This window comes from Enterovibrio norvegicus (genome assembly GCF_002876705.1).
In the GTDB taxonomy this organism is placed as follows: Bacteria; Pseudomonadota; Gammaproteobacteria; order Enterobacterales; family Vibrionaceae; genus Enterovibrio; species Enterovibrio norvegicus_B.
Genome location: NZ_MDAG01000057.1, coordinates 495,187 through 516,515, shown reverse-complemented (window position 1 = coordinate 516,515; position 21,329 = coordinate 495,187). Strand labels below are relative to the sequence as shown.

Annotated in this window: 20 protein-coding genes; 6 read left to right on the top strand and 14 right to left on the bottom strand. The window is 47.1% G+C overall.

The genetic code is table 11. The annotated features are described in order from the left end of the window. The first annotated feature begins 303 nt into the window (after nt 1-303). Nucleotides 304-1,266 carry a TerC/Alx family metal homeostasis membrane protein gene (locus BCT27_RS21650; RefSeq protein WP_102392255.1) on the top strand — a complete coding sequence of 321 codons (963 nt, stop codon included), beginning with the start codon at nt 304-306 and terminating at the stop codon, nt 1,264-1,266. A 127-nt stretch (nt 1,267-1,393) separates the two neighbouring features. Here the strand turns inward: BCT27_RS21650 and BCT27_RS21645 are convergent, their stop codons facing one another. The 4 genes from BCT27_RS21645 to BCT27_RS21630 all read right to left on the bottom strand — a co-directional run bounded on the left by BCT27_RS21645 (nt 1,394) and on the right by BCT27_RS21630 (nt 4,517). Beyond that, entirely contained in the window at nt 1,394-2,173 is a 780-nt protein-coding gene (locus BCT27_RS21645) for a DUF3307 domain-containing protein (RefSeq protein ID WP_102396734.1), read from the bottom strand. Between the two features lie 81 nt (nt 2,174-2,254). Continuing rightward, nucleotides 2,255-2,887: a winged helix-turn-helix domain-containing protein gene (locus tag BCT27_RS21640; RefSeq protein WP_241908619.1), complete on the bottom strand. Its 633-nt coding sequence runs from the start codon at nt 2,885-2,887 to the stop codon at nt 2,255-2,257. A gap of 110 nt (nt 2,888-2,997) precedes the next feature. Continuing rightward, nucleotides 2,998-3,789, bottom strand: coding sequence for a ParA family protein (locus BCT27_RS21635; RefSeq protein WP_102316440.1), 792 nt, complete (start codon nt 3,787-3,789; stop codon nt 2,998-3,000). Between the two features lie 194 nt (nt 3,790-3,983). After that, entirely contained in the window at nt 3,984-4,517 is a 534-nt protein-coding gene (locus BCT27_RS21630; protein WP_102396732.1) for a cytochrome b, read from the bottom strand. 302 nt (nt 4,518-4,819) lie between these two features. On the opposite strand from BCT27_RS21630, the gene BCT27_RS21625 reads away from it, so the two are divergent. After that, complete coding sequence (locus BCT27_RS21625) at nt 4,820-6,538, top strand: mechanosensitive ion channel family protein (RefSeq protein ID WP_102396731.1); 1,719 nt, start codon at nt 4,820-4,822, stop codon at nt 6,536-6,538. A gap of 81 nt (nt 6,539-6,619) precedes the next feature. On the opposite strand, the gene BCT27_RS21620 is transcribed toward BCT27_RS21625, so the two are convergent. From BCT27_RS21620 to BCT27_RS21580, 8 genes are all read right to left on the bottom strand, one after another. After that, nucleotides 6,620-6,904, bottom strand: a complete 285-nt coding sequence (locus BCT27_RS21620) for a hypothetical protein (RefSeq protein WP_102316437.1) — start codon at nt 6,902-6,904, stop codon at nt 6,620-6,622. Nucleotides 6,905-6,940: 36 nt separating this feature from the next. Then, entirely contained in the window at nt 6,941-7,681 is a 741-nt protein-coding gene (locus BCT27_RS21615; RefSeq protein WP_102396730.1) for a metallophosphoesterase family protein, read from the bottom strand. Nucleotides 7,682-7,873: 192 nt separating this feature from the next. Beyond that, on the bottom strand, nt 7,874-8,272 hold the full coding sequence (locus BCT27_RS21610; RefSeq protein ID WP_102316435.1) for a hypothetical protein: 399 nt from the start codon (nt 8,270-8,272) through the stop codon (nt 7,874-7,876). Between the two features lie 345 nt (nt 8,273-8,617). Next, the gene (locus BCT27_RS21600; RefSeq protein ID WP_102396728.1) at nt 8,618-9,463 is read right to left on the bottom strand and encodes a citryl-CoA lyase; all 846 of its coding nucleotides are present in this window, start codon (nt 9,461-9,463) and stop codon (nt 8,618-8,620) included. Further along, complete coding sequence (locus tag BCT27_RS21595; protein WP_102396727.1) at nt 9,460-10,662, bottom strand: CaiB/BaiF CoA transferase family protein; 1,203 nt, start codon at nt 10,660-10,662, stop codon at nt 9,460-9,462. The genes BCT27_RS21600 and BCT27_RS21595 overlap by 4 nt, the downstream gene beginning before the upstream one ends. 8 nt (nt 10,663-10,670) lie before the next feature. Further along, a complete protein-coding gene (locus BCT27_RS21590) occupies nt 10,671-12,221 on the bottom strand; it encodes a tripartite tricarboxylate transporter permease (protein WP_102316431.1) in 1,551 nt (516 codons plus the stop codon). Nucleotides 12,222-12,225: 4 nt separating this feature from the next. Continuing rightward, on the bottom strand, nt 12,226-12,699 hold the full coding sequence (locus tag BCT27_RS21585; RefSeq protein WP_017013715.1) for a tripartite tricarboxylate transporter TctB family protein: 474 nt from the start codon (nt 12,697-12,699) through the stop codon (nt 12,226-12,228). A 98-nt stretch (nt 12,700-12,797) separates the two neighbouring features. Continuing rightward, on the bottom strand, nt 12,798-13,781 hold the full coding sequence (locus BCT27_RS21580; protein ID WP_102316430.1) for a tripartite tricarboxylate transporter substrate binding protein: 984 nt from the start codon (nt 13,779-13,781) through the stop codon (nt 12,798-12,800). 241 nt (nt 13,782-14,022) lie between these two features. Here BCT27_RS21580 and BCT27_RS21575 point away from each other — a divergent pair, with 241 nt between their 5' ends. The 3 genes from BCT27_RS21575 (at nt 14,023) to BCT27_RS21565 (ending at nt 17,542) form a co-directional block, all read left to right on the top strand. Continuing rightward, nucleotides 14,023-15,627 carry an ATP-binding protein gene (locus BCT27_RS21575; RefSeq protein ID WP_102392263.1) on the top strand — a complete coding sequence of 535 codons (1,605 nt, stop codon included), beginning with the start codon at nt 14,023-14,025 and terminating at the stop codon, nt 15,625-15,627. Nucleotides 15,628-15,740: 113 nt separating this feature from the next. After that, a complete protein-coding gene (locus tag BCT27_RS21570) occupies nt 15,741-16,466 on the top strand; it encodes a response regulator (RefSeq protein ID WP_026024875.1) in 726 nt (241 codons plus the stop codon). 182 nt (nt 16,467-16,648) lie between these two features. Beyond that, nucleotides 16,649-17,542 (top strand): DNA-3-methyladenine glycosylase family protein, encoded by an 894-nt coding sequence (locus BCT27_RS21565; RefSeq protein ID WP_102396726.1) that lies wholly within the window; start codon nt 16,649-16,651, stop codon nt 17,540-17,542. A 30-nt stretch (nt 17,543-17,572) separates the two neighbouring features. Here the strand turns inward: BCT27_RS21565 and BCT27_RS21560 are convergent, their stop codons facing one another. Further along, nucleotides 17,573-18,430 (bottom strand): hypothetical protein, encoded by an 858-nt coding sequence (locus BCT27_RS21560; RefSeq protein ID WP_102396725.1) that lies wholly within the window; start codon nt 18,428-18,430, stop codon nt 17,573-17,575. A 330-nt stretch (nt 18,431-18,760) separates the two neighbouring features. On the opposite strand from BCT27_RS21560, the gene BCT27_RS21555 reads away from it, so the two are divergent. Beyond that, complete coding sequence (locus BCT27_RS21555; RefSeq protein WP_102392307.1) at nt 18,761-19,801, top strand: Preprotein translocase subunit SecY; 1,041 nt, start codon at nt 18,761-18,763, stop codon at nt 19,799-19,801. A gap of 140 nt (nt 19,802-19,941) precedes the next feature. On the opposite strand, the gene BCT27_RS21550 is transcribed toward BCT27_RS21555, so the two are convergent. After that, the gene (locus tag BCT27_RS21550) at nt 19,942-21,258 is read right to left on the bottom strand and encodes a hypothetical protein (protein ID WP_102396724.1); all 1,317 of its coding nucleotides are present in this window, start codon (nt 21,256-21,258) and stop codon (nt 19,942-19,944) included. Between the last annotated feature and the right edge of the window lie 71 nt (nt 21,259-21,329).

Genomic DNA, 21,329 nt, shown 5'->3' with positions numbered 1-21,329 from the left:
TCACTTTCTAAAAACCTCAGCGATAACCAAAACAACAACCTCGCGTTTTTCTCGGCGTTAAATTTGGTACGAATTCACAATATTTTTGTTTTCTATTAAGGTGAAAAGCACTACTATGGCGGCGTTTTGGGGAGTAGTCATTTCGTCGCGCTGTCGTCATCCCGAAGCTTATGCTTCCGGCACGCGAGAACTCATCATCATTGAGTTCTGACAAGACCAACACCACGTATTGCTTTTCTTTTTTTAGCTTTGCGGTTGGTCAGGCTACCCTGTTTTCCTGTACCTTCCGCTCGCGGAGGTATCATGTTCTTAAGTGAACTCTTCTCAGGTTATGAAGGCCTGTTAATTCTTACGCTTTTGATGCTAGGCATCGACTTGCTGCTGACAAGAGGCAGTATCAGCTTCCGTTCTGCAGCCATTTGGAGCGTATTCTGGTTTGCTCTCGCGTTTCTTTTTGCTGGTGCGATTTTCTTCTTTTGGCCTGACATGTCACCAACAAGTTTGTTGTCGAACAGCGAAGCCGCAACTGCTTTCATCACGGGTTATCTGCTTGAAAAGTCACTGAGCGTTGATAATCTCTTCGTGTTCGCATTGATTTTTAGCCAATTCAAAGTGCCAGAGAAAAACGTACCACGCATTCTGATGCTCGGTATCGTGGGTGCCTTGATACTGCGTGGCATCATGATTTCCTTGGGTGCACCGTTGATCGCAAAATTCCACGTGGTGCTTTACCTGTTCGGCTTCTTCTTGATCTGGACGGGTGTTCAAATGTGGCGTCAGCATGGCGAAGAAGACGAATCGTTCTCAGATGGTTTTCCTGTCCGCATGGTGAAGAAATTCTTGCGCGTAAGTCCGGATTACCACGGCAACAAACTGCTGATCCGCGATGCGGTAGGTATCCTCGCAACCCCTATGCTGGTGGTTGTGCTGGTTATCGCAATGACTGACGTGATGTTCGCACTGGATTCAATTCCAGCCATCTTTGCGGTAACACAAGAACCTTACCTTGTATTGGCCGCGAATGTGTTCGCCCTACTCGGCTTGCGTTCACTGTATTTCGTGCTGGGTGGCATGCTGAACAAGTTTGCGTACTTGCACCACACGCTGGCATTCATGCTGTGCTTCATCGGTGTGAAAATGCTGCTTATCGAAACGCCGTTTGCGATTGCAACGCCGGTTTCTTTAGGGGTGATTGTAACATCGTTGGCAGTCGGTATTGGCGCGTCTATTTGGAAGCAACGCCGAATAGAAAAAGCCGCTGCTTAACGGCAGTGATTAAGATGAAAAAAGGCACTTCGGTGCCTTTTTTTGTTTTTGTGTAGTCAGAGAAAGCGATCCTTGATTGAGCAACGCATCACGCCAGAGCGTGTTTTCAAACTTCAACGCTTACACGTCAAAGATGAACGAGGTAAAGCCCTAACACGCCGCTCGCTATCGCAAACAGTGTGCTTGCAAACGTACCTAGCATGACGTACTCGGTGAACATTCGGCTGCCGTGATCTTTCATATCCCCAAATCGAAACACAGATTTAGCCGCCAGCACCAATGCAACGCCTGGCAATTGCCCCCAAAGCACAAAGGTAACTATCAACGCGCGCTCAAAATAACCGATGTAGGTTCCCGCATCTTTCAGTGGGCGGTTCTTTTCAATATCAGACGCGTCGTTCAATTCCTGCGTCCAATTTCGCAGTAGCAGTGAAATTGCGACGGAAGAAGGTTTCATCGCAAGCAAATACGCTAAGCCCCCACAAAACAATCCCCACCAACTTTGCTGTTGAAGCGCGGCAATCGCTTCACTTCTCGCATCTGACGAGGCTATCGCTGTCGCCACAAAAAGTAGTAAGCCAAGGTGAGCACTTTGTTTAATCAAGAGTGACCGCAGTGTTGTGACTCGCTCTACGCCCCACACATCAATCACGAAGGCAAACAAACCGATGAACAGTGCAGCACCAAATGCATAAAGAAATGTTTGCGTGAAGAAGAGAAGCGCAATGAGCATCAAGATGCTTTGGCAAAGCACAGAAACAATCAGTCTACGATTGATCGTTTTCTTTGTATTTTCCTCGCCACTAGGTGTGCGTAAGAAGCGTGGACCAACACCATCTTCAGGAATAACGTAGAACTCAACGAATACGTGAATCGCCACCATGGTCAGAAATACGGTGAGTATCATTTTTCTGCCCTCTCCTTCTCGTTGATTTACTTGACGGTTTTATAAGTATTGCGAACATATTCACTCGCAATTACAGACATGCTATCCAGCAAGATAGCGATCGTATCGGCGTTGATACCAATTGAGTACATTTTCCACTTTGGCGTAGTTTGCACGGTTGATAACACGGGTAAACGCGCTGCGAGAAAGGCCAACCTTTTGCGCCAATTCAGCGTGGGAGAGCGAAGAATCTTCAATCCAAACATCAAGTGCAATCGCCATCTTCATGGTTAATCCACTCATCACATCATCAAGCAGTGAACACACCATTTTGCCATCATCCGCAAAGGCTTCGTCATCCGCACTGAAGGCTAAGCGCTCGCTTTTCATTGCGTCGAGATGTCGCCCTGATAAAAGAAATGCTTCGCTGTTGTTCGACATACGAACCGGTAACTCGCGCGCCGTTGCTTTGGCGACAGACAAAGACAATCTCACGTCTGCAGAGGGCTCAAGACGCAATAAGCTCAATCGGAGTTTGATGGCCATATACAGGAGTTGGTCGGGCGCTGACGTGTATATCTGGAAGGCATCCCCTCGATATATTTCGCCAGTAGCACGGCTACCAAAAGCGGTAAAACACGCTTCTATGGCCGATAAACATTGTCGACGTGTGGCTTCGTCCATTTTGGTGGAGTCCACGACATCCCCTGTTATAACGCCTGCAACACTCATCATGTCTCCACTCACGTCAACAAAAGCACAAAAATAAAGAGTTACATGAAAATGTAACTCTTTAGATTGTTACGCTAATACGTAACATTGTCAAATGTGCCCGAATAAGATCACTAACAGGCTTCTTTGTTCTCAATCGTGACTTCTAGGTTGTCGTATAACGCTGCGAAACTCTGAGAAAGCTTATGTTTCGGTGCGAAATGAACGAGCGGCATTTGTTGATAGTGCGATTCCTTCATCTTCACAGATTGAGGAATAAAAGGCTCTAACAGAGGTAGCCCAAGCTCTCGCACGTTTTCGATAATTTGACCGGGGAACTTCGCTTGTGCATTAAACATGTTCACCACCACCCCTTCCAACATCAGCTTTTTGTTGTGGTCATCACGCAGTTCCGCAAGGTTGTCCATTAATGTTAACAAGGCTTGGTGCGAGAAACTGTCGCAATCGAAAGGAATCAGTAATTTGTGCGCGGCGATGAGCCCCGCTTTACTGTAGAAATTCAGGTTTGGTGGTGTATCGATATAGATGCGATCATATTCGCTCTCGAGTTCATCCAGCGCATCGCGGAGTTTGTAGATTTTATATCGACGCTCAAGTTCAGGTTCTAACGCCGCCAATCGTGGACTTGAAGGGATGATATCGAGGTTCTCATACGCCGTTGCTTGCGGAAATTGCTTAATCGGCGTGGACATTGAAAACCAAGAGACGGTTTGATCCAATAAATCTGCAACGCTTCTTTCCGTTTTGGCGTTGATATCAACGCCCAAGTAATGACTGCTGTTGCCTTGTATGTCGAGGTCTATCAGAAGTGTCTTTTTGCCGCTCGCGGCACTGAGCGCAGCAAGGTTTACTGTAATGCTTGATTTACCGACGCCGCCTTTTTGATTGAATATGATCCGTCTCATGATCCCTGCCCTGTTAATTGTAAAGAAGCACGACCACGAACTGTGCATATCTATTAACAATATCAGGTTGTTAAGGCAGAAAAGTGAAGGAAGCTCTCGATTAGCAGGATTTAAAACACGGACGCACGTTCAACAGGCAAAACCAAAAAAGCCACCTTTTATAAGGTGGCTTTCTTATAAAATTTCACGCGACGTTAGGATTTCCCTAACATACGTTTTAGTGTGGCATCTTTATCGACAATGTGGTGTTTGAGCGCCCCAAGAACATGCAGCGCCAGCGTGACCATCACAATATTTGCAAGAACCTCATGGGTTGTGCTGCCTATTTGCCCCAGCAGTTCATTTTTCTCGCCTGCGGTAATCAGCGTAACGCCAAACACACCGATATCATGGCCACCGCCAAGCGACATGGCGATACCGGAAACGGGCATCAATAAGGTAGCGAGCAAAAGAAGATGATGAACACCGGCAGCGATTTTTTCCTGCCATCTTGGTGACCCTGGTATAGAAGAAATAGATCCTTCCTTAAAGCGCCACAACAAACGAGATACTGCTAAAACGAGGACCAATACGCCAAAGGATTTATGCAGGCCGATAAGCTCACCTTTTTCAGGCCCGCCCGGTAAATCTTCCACATACAAACCAAACGCAAGCACGCCGATAAAACTGATTGCAACTAACCAATGAAAAAAGATCGTCGGTTTAGATAAGGACGACACATTACTCATTTTTACTCACTCCATTATCATTATATTAAGTAAGGCTAATTTAGCGCCAGTCAATCGCTTAAACAATGAGCAGTATGTAAAGTTAGGTAAAATAAACGGGCAAATATTTGATGTTTACTTATTCCATTGATCGTATCTGACACACATTGGAAAACGGTGTTTCACAAACGGTTTTTTCTCTCAATTTTGATAGATAAATCCAGGAAAAAGCCAGGAGTGAGAAGAACTTCCAGTGCTCGCCTCTGTACTAAATGCCATACTGTTCTCAACCTGCTTCCGTCCTATATTTATGAGGTCTCTTGATGATTGTCAGAAAGCATCTGTATGGTGTCCTACCACTTTTCTTCTTATGTTTCGCACTGTTTTCAAGCACTACACTTGCTAGCTCTGAAGCTCCTGAAGCACCTGCAGCAACGCCAACTGCTGCTTCATCGTCCCCCTCTGAATCTCTTGAACAACGCATAAAGGATTTCAATCGTGATTTAGCCGAACTCGTTATCCTGCAAGATAAAGCGGTAGGCGAAGATAAACTGGCTATGCAGCTTCAAATGTTTCAAAAAAACGAAGAGCTGCGAGCGCTGATCTCTCAAGCGGTCAAAGGAAAGAGCACAGACGGCAAGTTCCTCATCGCACAAGTCAACCAACAGCAGAAATACAGCAAAGGTGGGATCAAATACCTCACTGAACGCTCTACCAAACTGTCTGAGGAAATCAGCAACGCGAACAGCGAAGACAAGTTTGCTCTGCTCAGTGATTACAGTGAAGCAAGAAAGTACCTCGACAGTTTGTATGAGGAGCAATCGCAAAATATTGAGTGGCTGAAAAAACTCGATGCCTTAGATCCCGCCGTTCAAAAAACGTTTGATAAAGACATTATCAGACGCACTGAACAATTGGCCGCCAACATTGAGTATTTAAAACAACAACTCAGCGCAGATAACGCGCAGCTCAGTGTCGCCCCTGAATCTGAAAAAGCAGCGATTCAACTTCGTAAACTCATCACCCAACGCAGAATGGACATAACAACCACCAGCCTGCGCACCATGATAGAGATGGCGGATGAGGAAGGCATTCCGAGCGCCGAATACAAACGTTTGTATTTTGAAGTGACTGGCAGCGTAACGCAGGACTTGCTAAGTACTGACGTTATCTTTGCCATCGTGAAAACGTGGTCGAGTAAATTTGGTAACTGGTTCGTTGAAAACGCCCCACAACACATCTTCCAGTTGTTCGTTTTCTTGATCATTTTGCTGGTGGCGCGACAAATTGCCAACGTGACACGCCGCGTGGTGAAACATGCTGTTGCAACGAAGAACTTCAAGCTATCCATTCTGATGCAAGAGTTCTTTATTTCCATGTCTGGCAAAACGGTCTGGTTCATCGGTATCCTGATTGCACTGTCTCAAATTGGCTTGAACCTCACGCCCATCCTGACCGGTTTTGGTATTGCGGGTGTCATCATCGGTTTCGCCCTACAAGATACATTGTCTAACTTTGCGGCGGGCATGATGCTGCTGATCTATCGCCCTTTCGATGTGGGAGACTTTGTGTCCGCGGGCGGTGTTGAAGGCAAGGTTAGCCACATGAGCTTGGTGAATACCACGATCAAAACCTTTGATAACCAAATCATCATCGTGCCAAACAGCAAGATATGGGGCGACGTGATCAAGAACGTCACGCATGAACGCGTTCGACGTGTTGATATGGTGTTCGGGTGCAGCTATAGCGATGACGTGGAGAAAGTGGAAAAGGTACTTACGGACATCGTGGTGAATCACCCCTCCGTGCTTCGTGCGCCAGAGCCGATGATCAAACTGCATGTATTGAACAGCTCATCGCTCGATTTCATTGTGCGCCCTTGGGTAAAAACCGACGACTATTGGGATGTGTACTGGGATGTAACGAGAGAAGTGAAAATCCGCTTTGATAAGGAGGGCATTTCTATTCCTTTCCCTCAACAAGATGTGCATTTACACATGGCATCTTCGGACATTCCTCCCTTGCCTAAAAATGAGCTCTAGTAGCAAACGGCACGGCTTTCATTGCCAAAGTAACACCCACAAAAAAAGCGCCTCACTCGGCGCTTTTTTTACATCGTTTCGTTACCCGTTTTTCTTGGACGTAAACAATGACTTGAACATCATATAGAGGGTATAGAACACGTTTGTTGAGGCATTATAGTCTTCCATAACATAGATGAAGTTCGACTTGTATTTCTCAACCGCCTCTTCTGATGATTCAGCAATAATGACGTCATCTTCGATCTCAAACCCTTGTTCTAACAACCCGGATTTTTCGACAAGAAATGTGTCTGATGCCATATCAAGGTAGGTGTATTTTTTCCTGTCCGAATTCGGAATAGTAAAGAACTGATATTTTGTTGCCATGCGATCCCTCAGCTTGTCGAGTACACGCCAGCATGATTATGCACGCCCCGTTGACAAAAATGACACCCAATCCAAACGATCTCTTTCTTTCGCCGCTTTCACTGCGCGATGAACGTCGTAATCGATACGTTTATGGGAAACATTCCAATCAGCGCCCTCCCCATCCACAATGGCGTATGAGGCATGATGGCTAAACGTCTGCATCTTATGAAATACAGGCTCATCATCTGCGTATGCTGGCAAACCTACACTACCCGGATTAACGATGTATTGCTGCGTTGAGGTTTTGACCAACCGAGGTAAATGCGTGTGACCACAACAAATAAGTGAATGGGCAGTACCTGCTAGCAAACGAAGAATGTCAGATTCGTCACGCACAATAGGCGCACCCTCTTTTAGGTCTTCAAGCAGATAAACCAAATCATCTTCGGGCGTGCCATGACAAAAAAACACGTCATCGTTAAGCGAATATGTGGCAGGTAAGCTTCGCATCCAGGTCAGAGGCGCTTCGCCTAGATCCTCGATGATAAATGCCATGGTGGGATTTGCATTGATGTCGGTCTGCGTCGCTTCGTAAATTTGTCGGTCTTGATTGCCGCGAATGGTAAGAAAATCTTCTTCCATCAAGCGTTCGTAAGTCGCGCGCGGCGCAATTGGGCCATAAAGAATGTCACCCAAGTTCACAACGAGATCGACGCCTTGGCGACGAATGTCATCAAGCACAGCATCCAGTGCATAAATATTGCTATGAATATCTGACATCAGTGCAATACGCATCCCTTCCTCCAAAGCATTGCTTCCGTAGCATTACATCCTTAGTACATAGAACCCCATAAACACATAATTATGCGTCAATTACAAATATAAATTCACAAACAATTCATTTAGGCTGAGATTTCAGACATAAAAAATGACGCCATATACAGCGTCATTTTCATCGAACAATGTGTATACAAGACGTTGAGCAGGCTAGGCTTCCTGATCGAAAACTGGCGCAGATTCAGGCTCTAGCGGCTTCACAGGCGCAGGCTCTGTTTCTTCTGGCGTTAATACTTCGTCGGCTTTCTTCTTCGCTTCATCAGCCAACTCGCCACTTTTTTCTTTGGTTTTATCCCAAATATCTGCACTCTTTTCTTTGGTGCTTTCCCATAAGTTGTCACCGCCTTCTTGAGCGCCTTCTAACAACTCATTACTTTTCTCTTTGGTCGCATCCCATGCGCTATCACCCGCTTCTTTCGCAGATTCCCACGCTTCTGTGGCTGACTCTTTGGCCTTATCCCAGCTGGTTTGCTCTGCATGTGCTGCCCCAGACAGGCCAAACACAGGTAAACAAAATAGCAAAGACAGTAAAATCGGTTTCATTTGCATCTTAATGCTCCTTCTCTCTGGTGACACCCAACCAACCTGTTGTCAGGTGCGCCGAATACTGATGCATTTCCCTACACATTAGTCAATCTCGTTGAATGCTGCATCTCGTTCAGCGTTTAAAAGGCATAGTTTCACAACCATCCCCCTGCTGAAAACAATCAACGCACGTAATATAGACAGAGATAACACTACTCAGCGTCACAGTGACCATAACAATAAAACACTGTTCATTATCATGCAAGTGAATCACCTCTCTCTGAATGAGCGCAATACATCTCAAATGAAAAACGCCATCGGAGAGATGACGTTTATACCTATGCGCAGAATAGTGGCACTGAGCGGGGACTAATCTGAATCTGACACCGAACGTTTTTCAGGGCCGTCATAGGTCCAAAGGAGATCGCGAGGAATTGGGCCTTTGTTTCTGCCGCCCTGTTGTGTCTGCTCCCATGCGTGAGCCAGTATGCCGACGGAGCGAGACAAACAAAACAGCCCTCTCGCAAGTTCAGGTGCTACACCCAGTTCGGCGTATATCACGGCGGTAGCGCCGTCGATGTTCATCGGGATTTTCTTCCCTTTCTCCTGTTCAAGCTGCAATTCGACTTGTTGAGCTATCGCCAAATAACGCCCTTCTACCACACCATCCGTTTTCGCGCCTTCTACCACCGCCATTAAACGCGGTGCTCGTGGATCGACAGGATGGAAACGGTGGCCAAAACCTGGGATGAACTTACCGAACAGCTCGCGCTGTCTCTCAAGCCCATTCTTTGTGGCGGTAACAACATCAACATCTTCGTTTTGCGCAATCTCATCAATCATTTGATAGAAGGCCATGGCCTGCTCACCTGCCCCGCCATGCACATCGCCCAACACATTCACCGCAGACGCCATGGCATTGTTCAAACCAACGCCACAGGTTGCTGCCATGCGCGCAATCGCAATACTTGGCGCTTGTGGGCCATGATCAACGGCAGACATTAACGCGGCATCAAGCAATTTCGCTTTATCTGGCGAAGGCAGAGAACCTTGCGTCATCAACCAAATCATTTGGGTAAAGCTGACGTTGCCAATGAGCTCTTCTATCGGATACCCGTAATAGCCAATCTCCCCCGGTTTCATATCGATAATGTCTGTGCGCCACCAATCAGCAACCGCTTTTTCTGGGCCGTTAGTCGGTCGTCGAATACTCATACTGCGCCCTCTGCTCGAAACGTTTTAATATCGTCATCGCTAAACCCCAGCTCAGAGAGAATATCAGCGCTGTGTTCACCCAATTGGGGTGGCGGCGATGCCACTTTAGGGCGCTGTCCATCCACAAGAAAACCGGTTCTGACGATATGAACGTCTCGCCCTACGCCTTCGACATCATCGAATGTGCCTTCAAAATCGCGTTGTTTTACTTGGTCTAAATTCAATGCCTGAGGCACCGACAGCACACGCCCTGCTGGCACACCAATGGCATTCAGTTTTTGCTCCCACACTTCAGCTGAATCACAGGAAAACGCATCTTCAAGAATCTCTGTCAGCACATCGCGATGTTTCAGTCTGGCTTGTCGCTCGCTAAACCGAGGGTCAGTTTTTAGTTCAGCCCGCCCTAACAAATCACAAATGGCGTCGAACTGCTCCTGCTTGTTGGCGGCGATATTGATCAGGCCATCACCGGTGTTAAACGCACCAGAAGGACTGGCCGTCACATTGTCATTGCCCATGGGTTGCGGTTCACGACCTGCGACAAGGAAATTCGATACCGCCCACCCCATGGTGGCGAGTGTTGATTCCAACATGGACACATCAATGAAGCAGCCTTTTCCCGTGTGAGCACGTCCCGCGAGCGCAGAAGAAATCGCAAATGCGGCAGTCAGGCCACCAATGGTGTCTGCAATGGGATAACCAACACGGTACGGCGCATTGTCCGGCGCGCCGGTTATCGACATCACGCCCGACATGCCCTGAATGATTTGATCATAGGCAGGCAGGTTTTTCATGGGGCCATCAGCACCGTAACCAGAAATGGCGCAGTAAATCAGCTTCGGATTTACCGCTTTCAACACGTCGTAGTCGAGCCCCAAGCGCGCCATGACACCCGGTCGGAAGTTCTCCACTAACACATCCGCAGATTCAACCAGCTTTTTAAGCACGGCTTTGCCGTCAGGGTGTTTGAGGTTGACGGTAATGGAGCGTTTACCCGAGTTTTGAGCGAGAAAGGAAATGCCCATTTTCTCGCGGTTTAAATCCGCATCGGCACCCAATTGACGCGCAAGGTCCCCACTATGGGGGACCTCCACTTTTATCACTTCTGCACCTAAGTGCGCCAACTGATGGCAGGCAAATGGGCCTGCCAGTACATTGGTTAAATCCAACACCCTAAAGGATGACAATGCATCGTACATGCTTCCTCCTAGCCGTCATTGCGATCCAATTGGGCTTTGTTCGGATTTACCTTCATGCCAATTCCCATTTTGTCGAGCACGCGTCGAATCAGTGGCAAGAACAATACAAATATCGAAATACACATGATGGTCAGCGTTAACGGACGATCCCACAGGAAGCTCAAGCTGCCGTCAGAGATGATCAGTGCGCGACTGAGGTTGTTTTCCATAATCCCGCCCAAAATGAAGCCGAGTAACATCGGTGCCATTGGGAAGTCGAGCAATTTGAGGAATATCGCCACCACGGTAATTAACACCATCATATTGATATCGAAGGTATTGAAACTCACCAAGTACACACCGGTGATTGAGAAGAACAAAATCAACGGAATCAAGATGGGGCGAGGAATCGCCAACAAGCGCGAAATGTACGGAATCAGTGGAAGGTTCAGGATCAACAACACTAAGTTACCGAAGTACATAGAGATGATGACCGACCAAAACACATCAGGATTATCAATAAACAAACGCGGGCCGGGCTGAATACCATAAGCAATCAACGCACCCAGCATGATCGCCGTTGTGCCTGAGCCAGGAATACCCAAGGTCAGCAAGGGTACAAATGAGCCTGTAGACGCTGCATTGTTCGCAGACTCTGGCGCTGCCAATCCGCGCAATGCGCCTTTACCGAATTTCTCTTTTAAGCGTTTTGGTGCAAGGTTACGTTCAAGCCCATAAGCAAGGAATGACGCTATCGTCGCGCCTGCTCCCGGCAAAACACCGACGATAAAGCCGAAGATGGAAGAACGGGCCACGGTCGGTGCCACTTCTTTCACTTCCTCTTTTGACAGCTTCATACTGCCGAGCGCAGCCATGTCCATGTCCGCTTCTTTTTCTTTGTGCTGCCCTTTCATAACGGTGGTGACAACTTCTGCCAATGCAAACGTCGCCATCGCGAGCAATAAGAAACTGATGCCATCCACCAAATCGATATTGTTAAAGGTGAAGCGTGGCGCACCGGTAATTGCGTCTGTCCCTACAGTGGCGATCATCAAACCAAACACGGTCATTGCCATGGCTTTCAGCACTTGGCCTTTACCCGCAAACGCTGACACTGCAGTCAAACCGAGGATCATCAGTGCGAAGTAATCAGAAGACTGGAAACTGAGTGACACCGATGCCAGTGCAGGCGCCGCGAAAAGCAAAATGATTGCGCCAATAGTGCCGCCTGTGAAAGACGAATACGCTGCCAGCGCAAGGGCTTTACCTGCTTGGCGTTGCTGCGCCATTGGGTAGCCATCAAACGCAGTCACAACCGTACTTGCACAACCCGGTGCGTTGATCAGGATAGAAGACGTTGAACCGCCAAATACCGCACCGTAATAGACACCCGCCATCAAGATGATGCCAGACGCAGGATCAAGGCCGTAAGTGATCGGGATCATTAGCGCAACGGCTGAAATAGGGCCAAGACCCGGCAGCATGCCAATGAAGGTGCCAGCGAAACAGCCAACGACCACCATCATGAGGTTGAACGGCATTAAGGCAGTGCCTAAGCCGGTTGAGATTCCTTCCCACATCGTCTTACCCTCCTAAAACTTGTGTAAAGAAGCGACCTGGTGCGAGATAGATATCCAACAACTTCGCAAGAATAAACCAGATGCCAACAGCAAAAGGCACGGATGCAATGAACAGCATTTTTGGACGGCGTTCGCCAAGGATCCAATATCCGCCCACCAAAAACAGAATCGTCGATAACATAAAGCCCACCCACTCAAGGGCGAAAGCAAAAATCATGATCAAAACGAGAAGTTTCGCGACCAGCAGAAAATCAAGCCCGGCCACAGAGAGTTTGCTTGCAACGTCGCGACGCGCCGTTACCAACATAAGAAAACCTAGAATTCCGCCCAACCAAGATAGGAAGATGGGCAAAGTTTGTGCGTTAAACGGTTCATACTCATCGCCGGGAAACATAGGGATTTCACGCGCGTAAAAACCATAGGCCACTGAAAGACAGAGAAAGACGAGACCACCGATATGGTCTTTAGTGACAACCATCTGACACTCCTTGATACAACAACAAACGAGCAAGCCCGTCAGAAATATGAACGCCGAGTTCTAGGCCTAGTGCTAAGAACCCGGCGCGTTTTTAGTGATTAACGTAGGAAGCCAAGTTCTTTCATTAATGCACCCACTTCTTGTTCTTGTCCTTCAAGGAAGGTGACGAACTCTGCGCGTGGTTTGAAGATTTCAGTCCAACCGTTACGGTCTCGCACTTCTACCCACTCATCGGTTGCGTACATTTTCTCAAGCGTTTGTGCGTATTCGTCTGCTTGTGCATCAGAAAGACCCGGCGCACCGAAGAAACCACGCCAGTTAACGAAACTCGCGTCGTAACCTTGCTCTTTCAGGGTTGGCACATCCGGTGCCGCAGCAGAACGCGCATCGCTGGTAACCGCTAGAATGCGGACTTCACCCGCGTTTTTCAGCGCAAGGGCTTCACTGAAGCCAGTAGAAAGCACTTGGGTTTCACCCGAAAGCATACCCGCCATGGCTTTACCGCCCGCATCGTATGCCACGTATTTCACACGTTTAGGATCACCGCCCGCCGCTTTAAATGCCATCGCCGCAACGAGGTGGTCCATGCCGCCGCGAGAAGAGCCCCCAGCAACAGCAATTGATCGTGGATTCTCTTTGTAGTCTGCAACGATTTCTTTAAAGCTGGTGTATTTAGAATCTTTCGGCACAACGAACGCCGCATAGTCACCGATCGTTGCAGCAATAGGCGTCAAATCGCGAAAAGATTGAGGGAACACTTTAGAAAGAGAGCGAATGACGATAGGTGTAGAGTTCACCATCAAGGTGTTTTCTGACTGCTCAGCAACTTCAATCAAATGCGCGATCGCTTTACCGCCGCCGCCACCAGACATGTTTTCGTAAGAGACCGTTTCAACTAAGCCAGATTTTGATAAAGCCTCACCAGTACCGCGAGCAGTACCATCCCAGCCACCACCTGCACCACCAGGGATGAGGAAGTGCACTTCTTCTACAGCAGCCGATGCTAACCCTGCAGTCAACGCAGAGGTAAGCGCAATTGCGGCAACGAATGAACGTTTTTTGGTGAATAGATTCGAAATCATAGGTGTATATCCTCGTGTCGTTCTGTCCTTAGGACGAATTTATTTTGTTGACCTACCCCTTCAAACTATTTCTCCATACTTGTGTTGGAAAGCTTCTGTATTTAATGTTTTTTTAGTGTTTAAAAAACGTTAAGTTCATTTTGTTCATAGACGTGACCCAGTGCTGAAAAATGGGAATCTGACGACGCGCATCACGAAATAACGCGTACAGTCAGCCACACATATAAGGATGTATCAGCATATGTTGCTTTCGCTTCGCTCGTTTAAATTGAAAACCCGCATGGTGCTGATCCTCGGCATGATGGCGTTACTACAAACCGGATTGATCGGTTTTTTTGCCTTGGCATACCTCAGTCACTCCCTTGATGAACAGATTGGACAGCGCGCACTTCATGTTGCCAAGACCATCGCCTCCATTCCTGAAGTGATTGAAGCCGTCGAAAACCGCGACAGCGAATTGCTTCAACCCTTGACGATTGAACTGGCCAATACCAATGACGCTCGTTTCGTGGTGATCGGAGACAGAAACGGCATTCGTCTCGCTCACCCCTCTTGGAAGCGCGTCGGGAAACCCATGTACGACGATGATGGCGACTACAACGAGCCCGCCCTTCTCTATGGCAAGCCGTATATTCAAAAGGCGACAGGAAGCTTAGGGGCGTCCGTCCGAGGCAAGGCCCCTATTTTCGACTCCAACCATGAAAACGTTGTTGGGATTATTTCCGTGGGCTTCATGCTCGATACGGTCGAAGAGATTATCGATCGATATCGAAACACGCTGTATTTGGTTATCGCATTAAGTTTTGGTTTGAGTGTGCTCACCGGGCTCTGGTTTGCCTCTCACTTTAAAAAAGCCATTTTTGGCTTAGAGCCAGAACAGATCGGGCAACTATTCCAAGAACGAAATGCCACACTGGAATCGATTCGTGAAGGGATCATTGCGGTAAACAACCAAGGCAATATCACGACCTTTAATCGCGCCGCTATTGAAACGTTGGGCCTAGATGCAAATACCCAACTCACCGGAAAACCCATTGAAGAAATCTTGCCCGATAGCCGTTTAATGAACGTGATGCTTTCTGGAAAACCCCAGTTTGATAAAGAAATATGGTTACAAGATAGGAATTTGATCGTTAACCGTCTTCCTATGCACCAAGATAATGAAATCACGGGGGTTGTATCGAGCTTCAGACGAAAAGACGAGCTTGATTTGGTTAGCCGCCGTTTAACCCAAATCCAGAAATACGCGGACACATTACGTAGCCAATCTCACGAGTATTCTAACAAGCTACATACCATCGCAGGTCTTATTCAAATCGGCGCAACCGATGAAGCCCTCGCACTCATAGGTCAAGAAACATTGAGCCACCAAGCCTTGATTCAGCTGCTGGTGGAAGCGGTACCCGACCCGATTCTTGCAGGCTGTTTGTTAGGGAAATACAACCGTGCCAAAGAACTAGGGTTGCACCTTGATATTGACCCTGAGAGCAGCATGAAGGCGATCCCTGATCGTATTCCTCGCGAAGAGTTGGTGAGTATTCTCGGCAACTTGATTGATAACGCCCTCGAAGCAACGTTAAAGAACCAAAAATTCGAAGTAAAACTCTCAATGACGGATTTAGGCAATGACCTTATTTTCGAAATTGAAGATCAGGGCGCAGGTGTTCCCGAAGAGCAGCACGAAAACATATTCCGCAAAGGTGTTACGTCGAAACAAGGTGAAGGTCATGGATTCGGCCTTCACTTAGTCACTAAATTGCTTCAAAAGCTCGGTGGCACCATTATGTTAGAACCTGGCGATAAAGCAGGAAGTCGCTTTACCGTCTATATCCCTAAAGACAGATAGCCCTAAAAATAGACCGCGATAAAAATAGACAGGGATAAAGAGACAAACAGAAAGGCATATAAGTGATTACGTTGTAACGCTTGCCTATCGAAACCAAGGAAGAAGCCGTATTTATGAGCCAAAACATTCGCGTCGTCATTGCTGAAGATGACCATCAAATTGCAGAAATTCAAAAGCGCTTTTTAGAACGTATTGACGGGTTTGAACTGGTTGGTATTGCCCATACGCTTGAAGATGCAGAAGATCTCGTGGATGTTTTTAAGCCGGAGTTAATTCTGCTCGATAACCATTTCCCCAAAGGTACTGGGCTCGATCTGCTCAGAAAACTGCGTGCCAACAATTGCGCCACAGATGTCATATTGATTACTGCGGCCAAAGAAGTCGATACGCTCAGGGAAGCCCTTCGCAGTGGCGTGTTTTACTACATTCTCAAACCCTTGGTGTTTGAACGCCTTCAAGAAGTGCTAGCCCAATATTCAGCGCATTTAGACAAACTCAAAGCGATGGAATCCCTCGCGCAAACCGATGTTGACACCCTGCTGCCACAACGCGCAACAAACACCTCAGCACATCAACAAGAGCCTCAAACGACGTCATCACATCCACGACTGCCAAAAGGCATCGATGTCATTACCCTCGATAAAATTCGCGCCGTATTCAGCGATGCTGATGAATCACTCAACGCAGAAGAAGTGGGTACATTGATCGGCGCAAGCCGCACCACCGCGCGACGCTACCTTGAGTACATGGTGAGCGCGCAAGAACTGGAAGCGCAGGTGAATTACGGCAGCGTGGGAAGGCCAGAAAGACGGTATTTGGCGTTGGGTGTTGCGCAGTAGGCTCAGAATCAAAATCTGCATTTTTTTCTGTTAAACCAATACAGCTATCGGGTTCACCTGTGATCTTTGCTAGAGAATGAGAACTCAACACATTCAGTTATAGTGCATTAGAGCCCTTTTACTCGCATTCTCTTTCCAAGCGTTTTAGGGTTGTGAGGCTAACCTAATGATGGATACCCTACATGCCCTCAACACAAAGCATTTCCCTGCCCTTGCCTTCTAATTTTCGCTACCAAGATTTCATTGGTTTTCATCAACGCGATAAGACCGAGCTTTCGGAAAAAGTAGATGGCATGGAAATACATAAAGGTGTGTTGATGAATGCGATTCCCTGTCGTCTTTCACTCTCGCTAGGTTCAGAGAACGCAACCATGACAATCAATGCTGACGCTGATGAAAATGCATTGAGTGACAGTGAAATGGCTCTACTGGCAGGCCGTATGCTTGGGCTTCAGCAGGACATTGCAGGCTTCGAAAGCAAATACCAGAACCACCCTGATATCTCGCGTCTTCTTTCACATCAACATGGTTTACGCATTCCCCAAACAACGACCCCATTTGAAGCAATATCCTGGGCGATTACCGGGCAACTGATCAGTGTGGAAGCTGCTATATCCATTCGCAGAAGATTGATCGAGGCGACTGGAAAGCCACATAGCAGCGGCATTTGGTGTTTGCCGGATGAACATATTCTGGCAAACACGGATATCGACACCTACCGTGCATGTGGATACTCAAACAGCAAAGCCACGACACTTCAACGGATTGCTAAGGCCATCGTTGCTAAAGAATTAGACTTATCACCAGATAGAGACCCATTGGATGCGGGGAAAGAGTTACTCGCGATTAAAGGGATAGGACCTTGGACAGTCAGTTATACCCTGCTGCGTGGTTTCGGGTATCTAGACGGTTCACTTCATGGCGATGTGGCCGTTAGACGAAACATACAGCGCTTACTTGATAGCGACGAGAAGCCGACAGAAAAAGAAGCGCAAAAATGGTTAACCGAGTTCGCCCCTTGGCGTGCTTTGGTCGCAGCGCACCTCTGGGCGATGGATAAAGACAAGGCGTATTAATGCTGAATTATTTATGATCAAGCCGCAGGGCTATTTTGATTTTGCATCTCTGATATTTTCATTTATGTTCGAATGCATCTGCTTGATTGAAGGTCGAGTAATTTCAATCTGCCGACTCCAATCAAAATTTTCTATCCCTTCCAAACGTGCGGCTGATTCTAAAGATTCAAGCCTGCTTAAGTGTTGGCAAACTGCATTGTCTTTTCCAACAGCTGGATTAAATCGACAAAATGCAGCCATTCTTCTATAAGCAGAATTGCAATGCGCTTGGCTATAGAAATGCCCTTTTTGTTTTACGCTTTGATAGCAAGCCTCAAAGGCCTCATCAAGCTCAGTGTTCCCCGATACTGGTCTATCACCATTCACCTGTATAATCCGGATACAACCTTTGTTTACAAATTCGCGCATTGCTTCCTTGTCATCACAATTCTTCAATTTAGGTGTATGGGACATTTCAGGAATTTCAGCAGATTCAACCCTAGACGCTATAGCGAGCAGGCTTTGGTTAATGTTCTGTTGTGATGGATTAACATCGGAATGTTCTAATCTAGTACCTTGAAACACTGTTGGAATGTCAGCCGACTGCATCATAGATACAATAGCGAGTGCGCGTTGGTTCATGTTCTGTTGGGCTGGATTAACATCGGAACTCTCTTCAATTGTGCCAATGAACTTCATGGCGTTCCTATCACTTGGCCCTGACATTAGATATTCAACGTAATCCATAAGATCGGGTGACTCATCCATTGCATCAATTAACGCAGGCTCAGCTTCGTAGACAGGTGCACTCACGACAGAGGGCGTCGAAAAGAAATGATCAACAACGAGGTTAACAGCCAATGCTGAACACAATAAAAAAAAGATACTGAGATAAACTGAACTGCGCATACTAGACCTCATTAAACACTTGGGAAAGTTATAGAAAAACCCCGTTTCCGTTTCAATATGCAACCTAGGTTCAAACAAGTAGTTCAGGCTTTCTTGCTCATTAATTTATACACACTCTTAAAAATAAAACTTTTGGTAATACGCTGAAAGCCGAAAACAAAGCCTAAGGAGATCAACGTTCAGGTTCATCCATACTCATTGGTTCGGTCAATTAACTGTCAATGTGACCACATACTAAGCAGTTGAACATCTTTGTGTGCCGCAGTTGCGGAAGCCTTGATGTCATTGCTGTATGCTCCGCGCTCTCGTAACGTGATCTGTGACGCATTTATGCACTATAAAAACATGCTGGGGTATCGATACCCTAAAGGTCCGTTTGCCATGATCAGCGTATACACCTTCACGGGTGCTGCTGTAATCACGTCGACGGTTTTCTCTTTGCTGCTTTTCCTTTCGATAGACGACAGTCCACTCATGAAAGGCCTTTTCGGCACGCTGGCTATCATTTTTGAAGCGGGCAAGTTTTACGCTTGGTATGAGTTTGGTGAACGTCGCGCGCACAAAAACTACACTGGCGCGATCACTTCTTTGATTTTCTATTTGGTGCTTGCAGCAATCTCTATTGGAGGTAGCGTTGGCGGCATCAACAGTGCAACCAATAAAGCACAGAGCGTTATCGCCATAGAACAATCGAAAGTCCTTGCCTACGACCGTCAGATTGAATCTATCGAAAAACAGATTCAGCTGAATAATCTGGCGGCCGAAAAATACATCGAGATGGAACGCATCGCGACAGGCGTTACGCGTATTCAAAAACAAAATAACCAATTACGTGAACAACAAATTCGATTGGCAGCAGAACGTGATGCCCTTCCGCCTGTGGCTCAAGGTTCCGCTATTGGCTTGATCAACAGTTTGGCTGATGCGTTTAACGTTTCAACGCAAATTGCACAGCTTGGTTTGGTAGTATTCCTTTCTATTTTGCTTGATTTGTTTGCGGCATTTTTTGTTGGCGTGATCGGCGAAGAACTGCGTTTCCGTCGATTCTATGAACATTTCGGTGAGATTGCGCTAACACCTCACGCCATGGCTATGCCTGTCGGCTTTATCGAGCACAAGCCCGAACAAGACGTGGTGTATAGTCAAAGCCATCAAGAAAGTGAAGAAACAACGCCGCCACTGACCTTGGCAGAAAACGTTGAAAAGTCAGTACGCGATGGTGTCATTACCTGTTCGAAGAAAGCGGTAGCAAAACATTTCTTGCTGGCTGCAGATGAGGTAGATGCCTTGTTTGAACAAATGATGAAAGCTGGCGTAATGGCGAAAAAAGCGAATCATCACTACTACCTCGCACAATCGGTTGTGGCTTAAACCGCTCTCTCTGAGAGATACGTAACGTCCATATAACGAAAAGCGCCTATCCAGGCGCTTTTTTAGTATCAATGGCTCGTCGAGGATTACCCTCTTAACGGCTTAGTTACTTAGCTGCTTAGTTGCTTAGTTAGACAGCTCTAGTTACTTGCCGTTGGTGTTACAGGATCGACTGACGACGCCGGTGTCAGGTTAGTGTCAGGAAGACCACCCACTTCTTGGTCTACAAACGGGCTCAATGCGTCCGGCTTTATCGTATTAATGATCGATTTCAAGTCGCCAATTAAGCTCTCGTTATTTTCGTTAGCCATCTCAAGCGCCGTCACTTGCGCAGTAAGCACTTGGTTTTTTGATTGCTTTGAAGACAAGTCCGCATTGACGGCATCTAACCTCGCAACAAGCGCCGCCAGTTGAGGATCAGCACTCGCGTCAGCAGCGGCCGATTCGAGATTGGCTTTTTCGTTGAGTTGAGCCACTTTATCAGCAAGGACATCCGCTTGGCGCTGCATTGGCGTATTTCGTAAATCGAGATCATCTAACGTTTGTGCGATCACATGCAGCCGATTTTCGAGCTCCAAAATGAGCGGTTCAAACTTGTCGTCGTCAACATTTTTAAACTTCTTCACCTCTTGCCCGATATGTTTGAGGTGCGCGATTTCAAATTGCACGTCTTCAACGGCAACGCCAATGGCTTCTGCGTCTCTTGGATTCAAGTTGACCACAGCTTGGGCCTGTTCAAGTGCGGCACTCGTTTTTGTGTAGCTAATCGGCGCAACAGTTTTGAACCCTTGCTTACGCAATGTGGCGATCTCAGTTTGAAGCGGTGCAATGTTGCGTTTCATCGCAACCAAGGCTTCCAACTGCTTGGCTTTTTGAAGAAATTCAGCCTGTTTGACTTGCGCATCATCAATCTCGTTGTCTTCGACATAGCTGTAGAGTTTGTAGTAATCCCTCTCAACACTGCGGAATTTTGTTGCGTAAACAGATTTTGCGTCTATCTCATTGAGGTACGCCATCTCGGCGATAGAATCCGCTAGCAAAGAGTCCGCGGTCTTTTTCAACCCCTGCAACTTATCGTACTGAACAGAAACTGTTGCAATGTATTCATTAAACTTGTCAGCATACGTGCCTGACGAAAAGACAGAGTAGCTCTCCATTGTCTTTGCTGGATTTGATGCAAACTCATCATAAACATCGACGGCATCATCCCACGCGTCAAAAAGTGTATTCACAGTGCCTTTGCTATAGATAACAAGCGTCTTGCTTTCAGCCACTTTTTCAAACCATGCCGAATAATCCGATTTGGCTTTTTCGTAGACTTGAAGTGTGTTTTGATTTTCTTGCATGGCGGGTTTGTTGGTGTCACTGACTGCTTGGCGAGGTTCTGAGGTTGACTGGCAAGCGCTCAAACTTGCAATGATCAACACTGCCAGCGCAGGTCTGTTAAATCGGTTCATAAAGCTAGCCCCTTCATCATGTTCTTATTTTATTGTCTTTAATCGTCTTTTCGACGCAGCAACCACTGAGT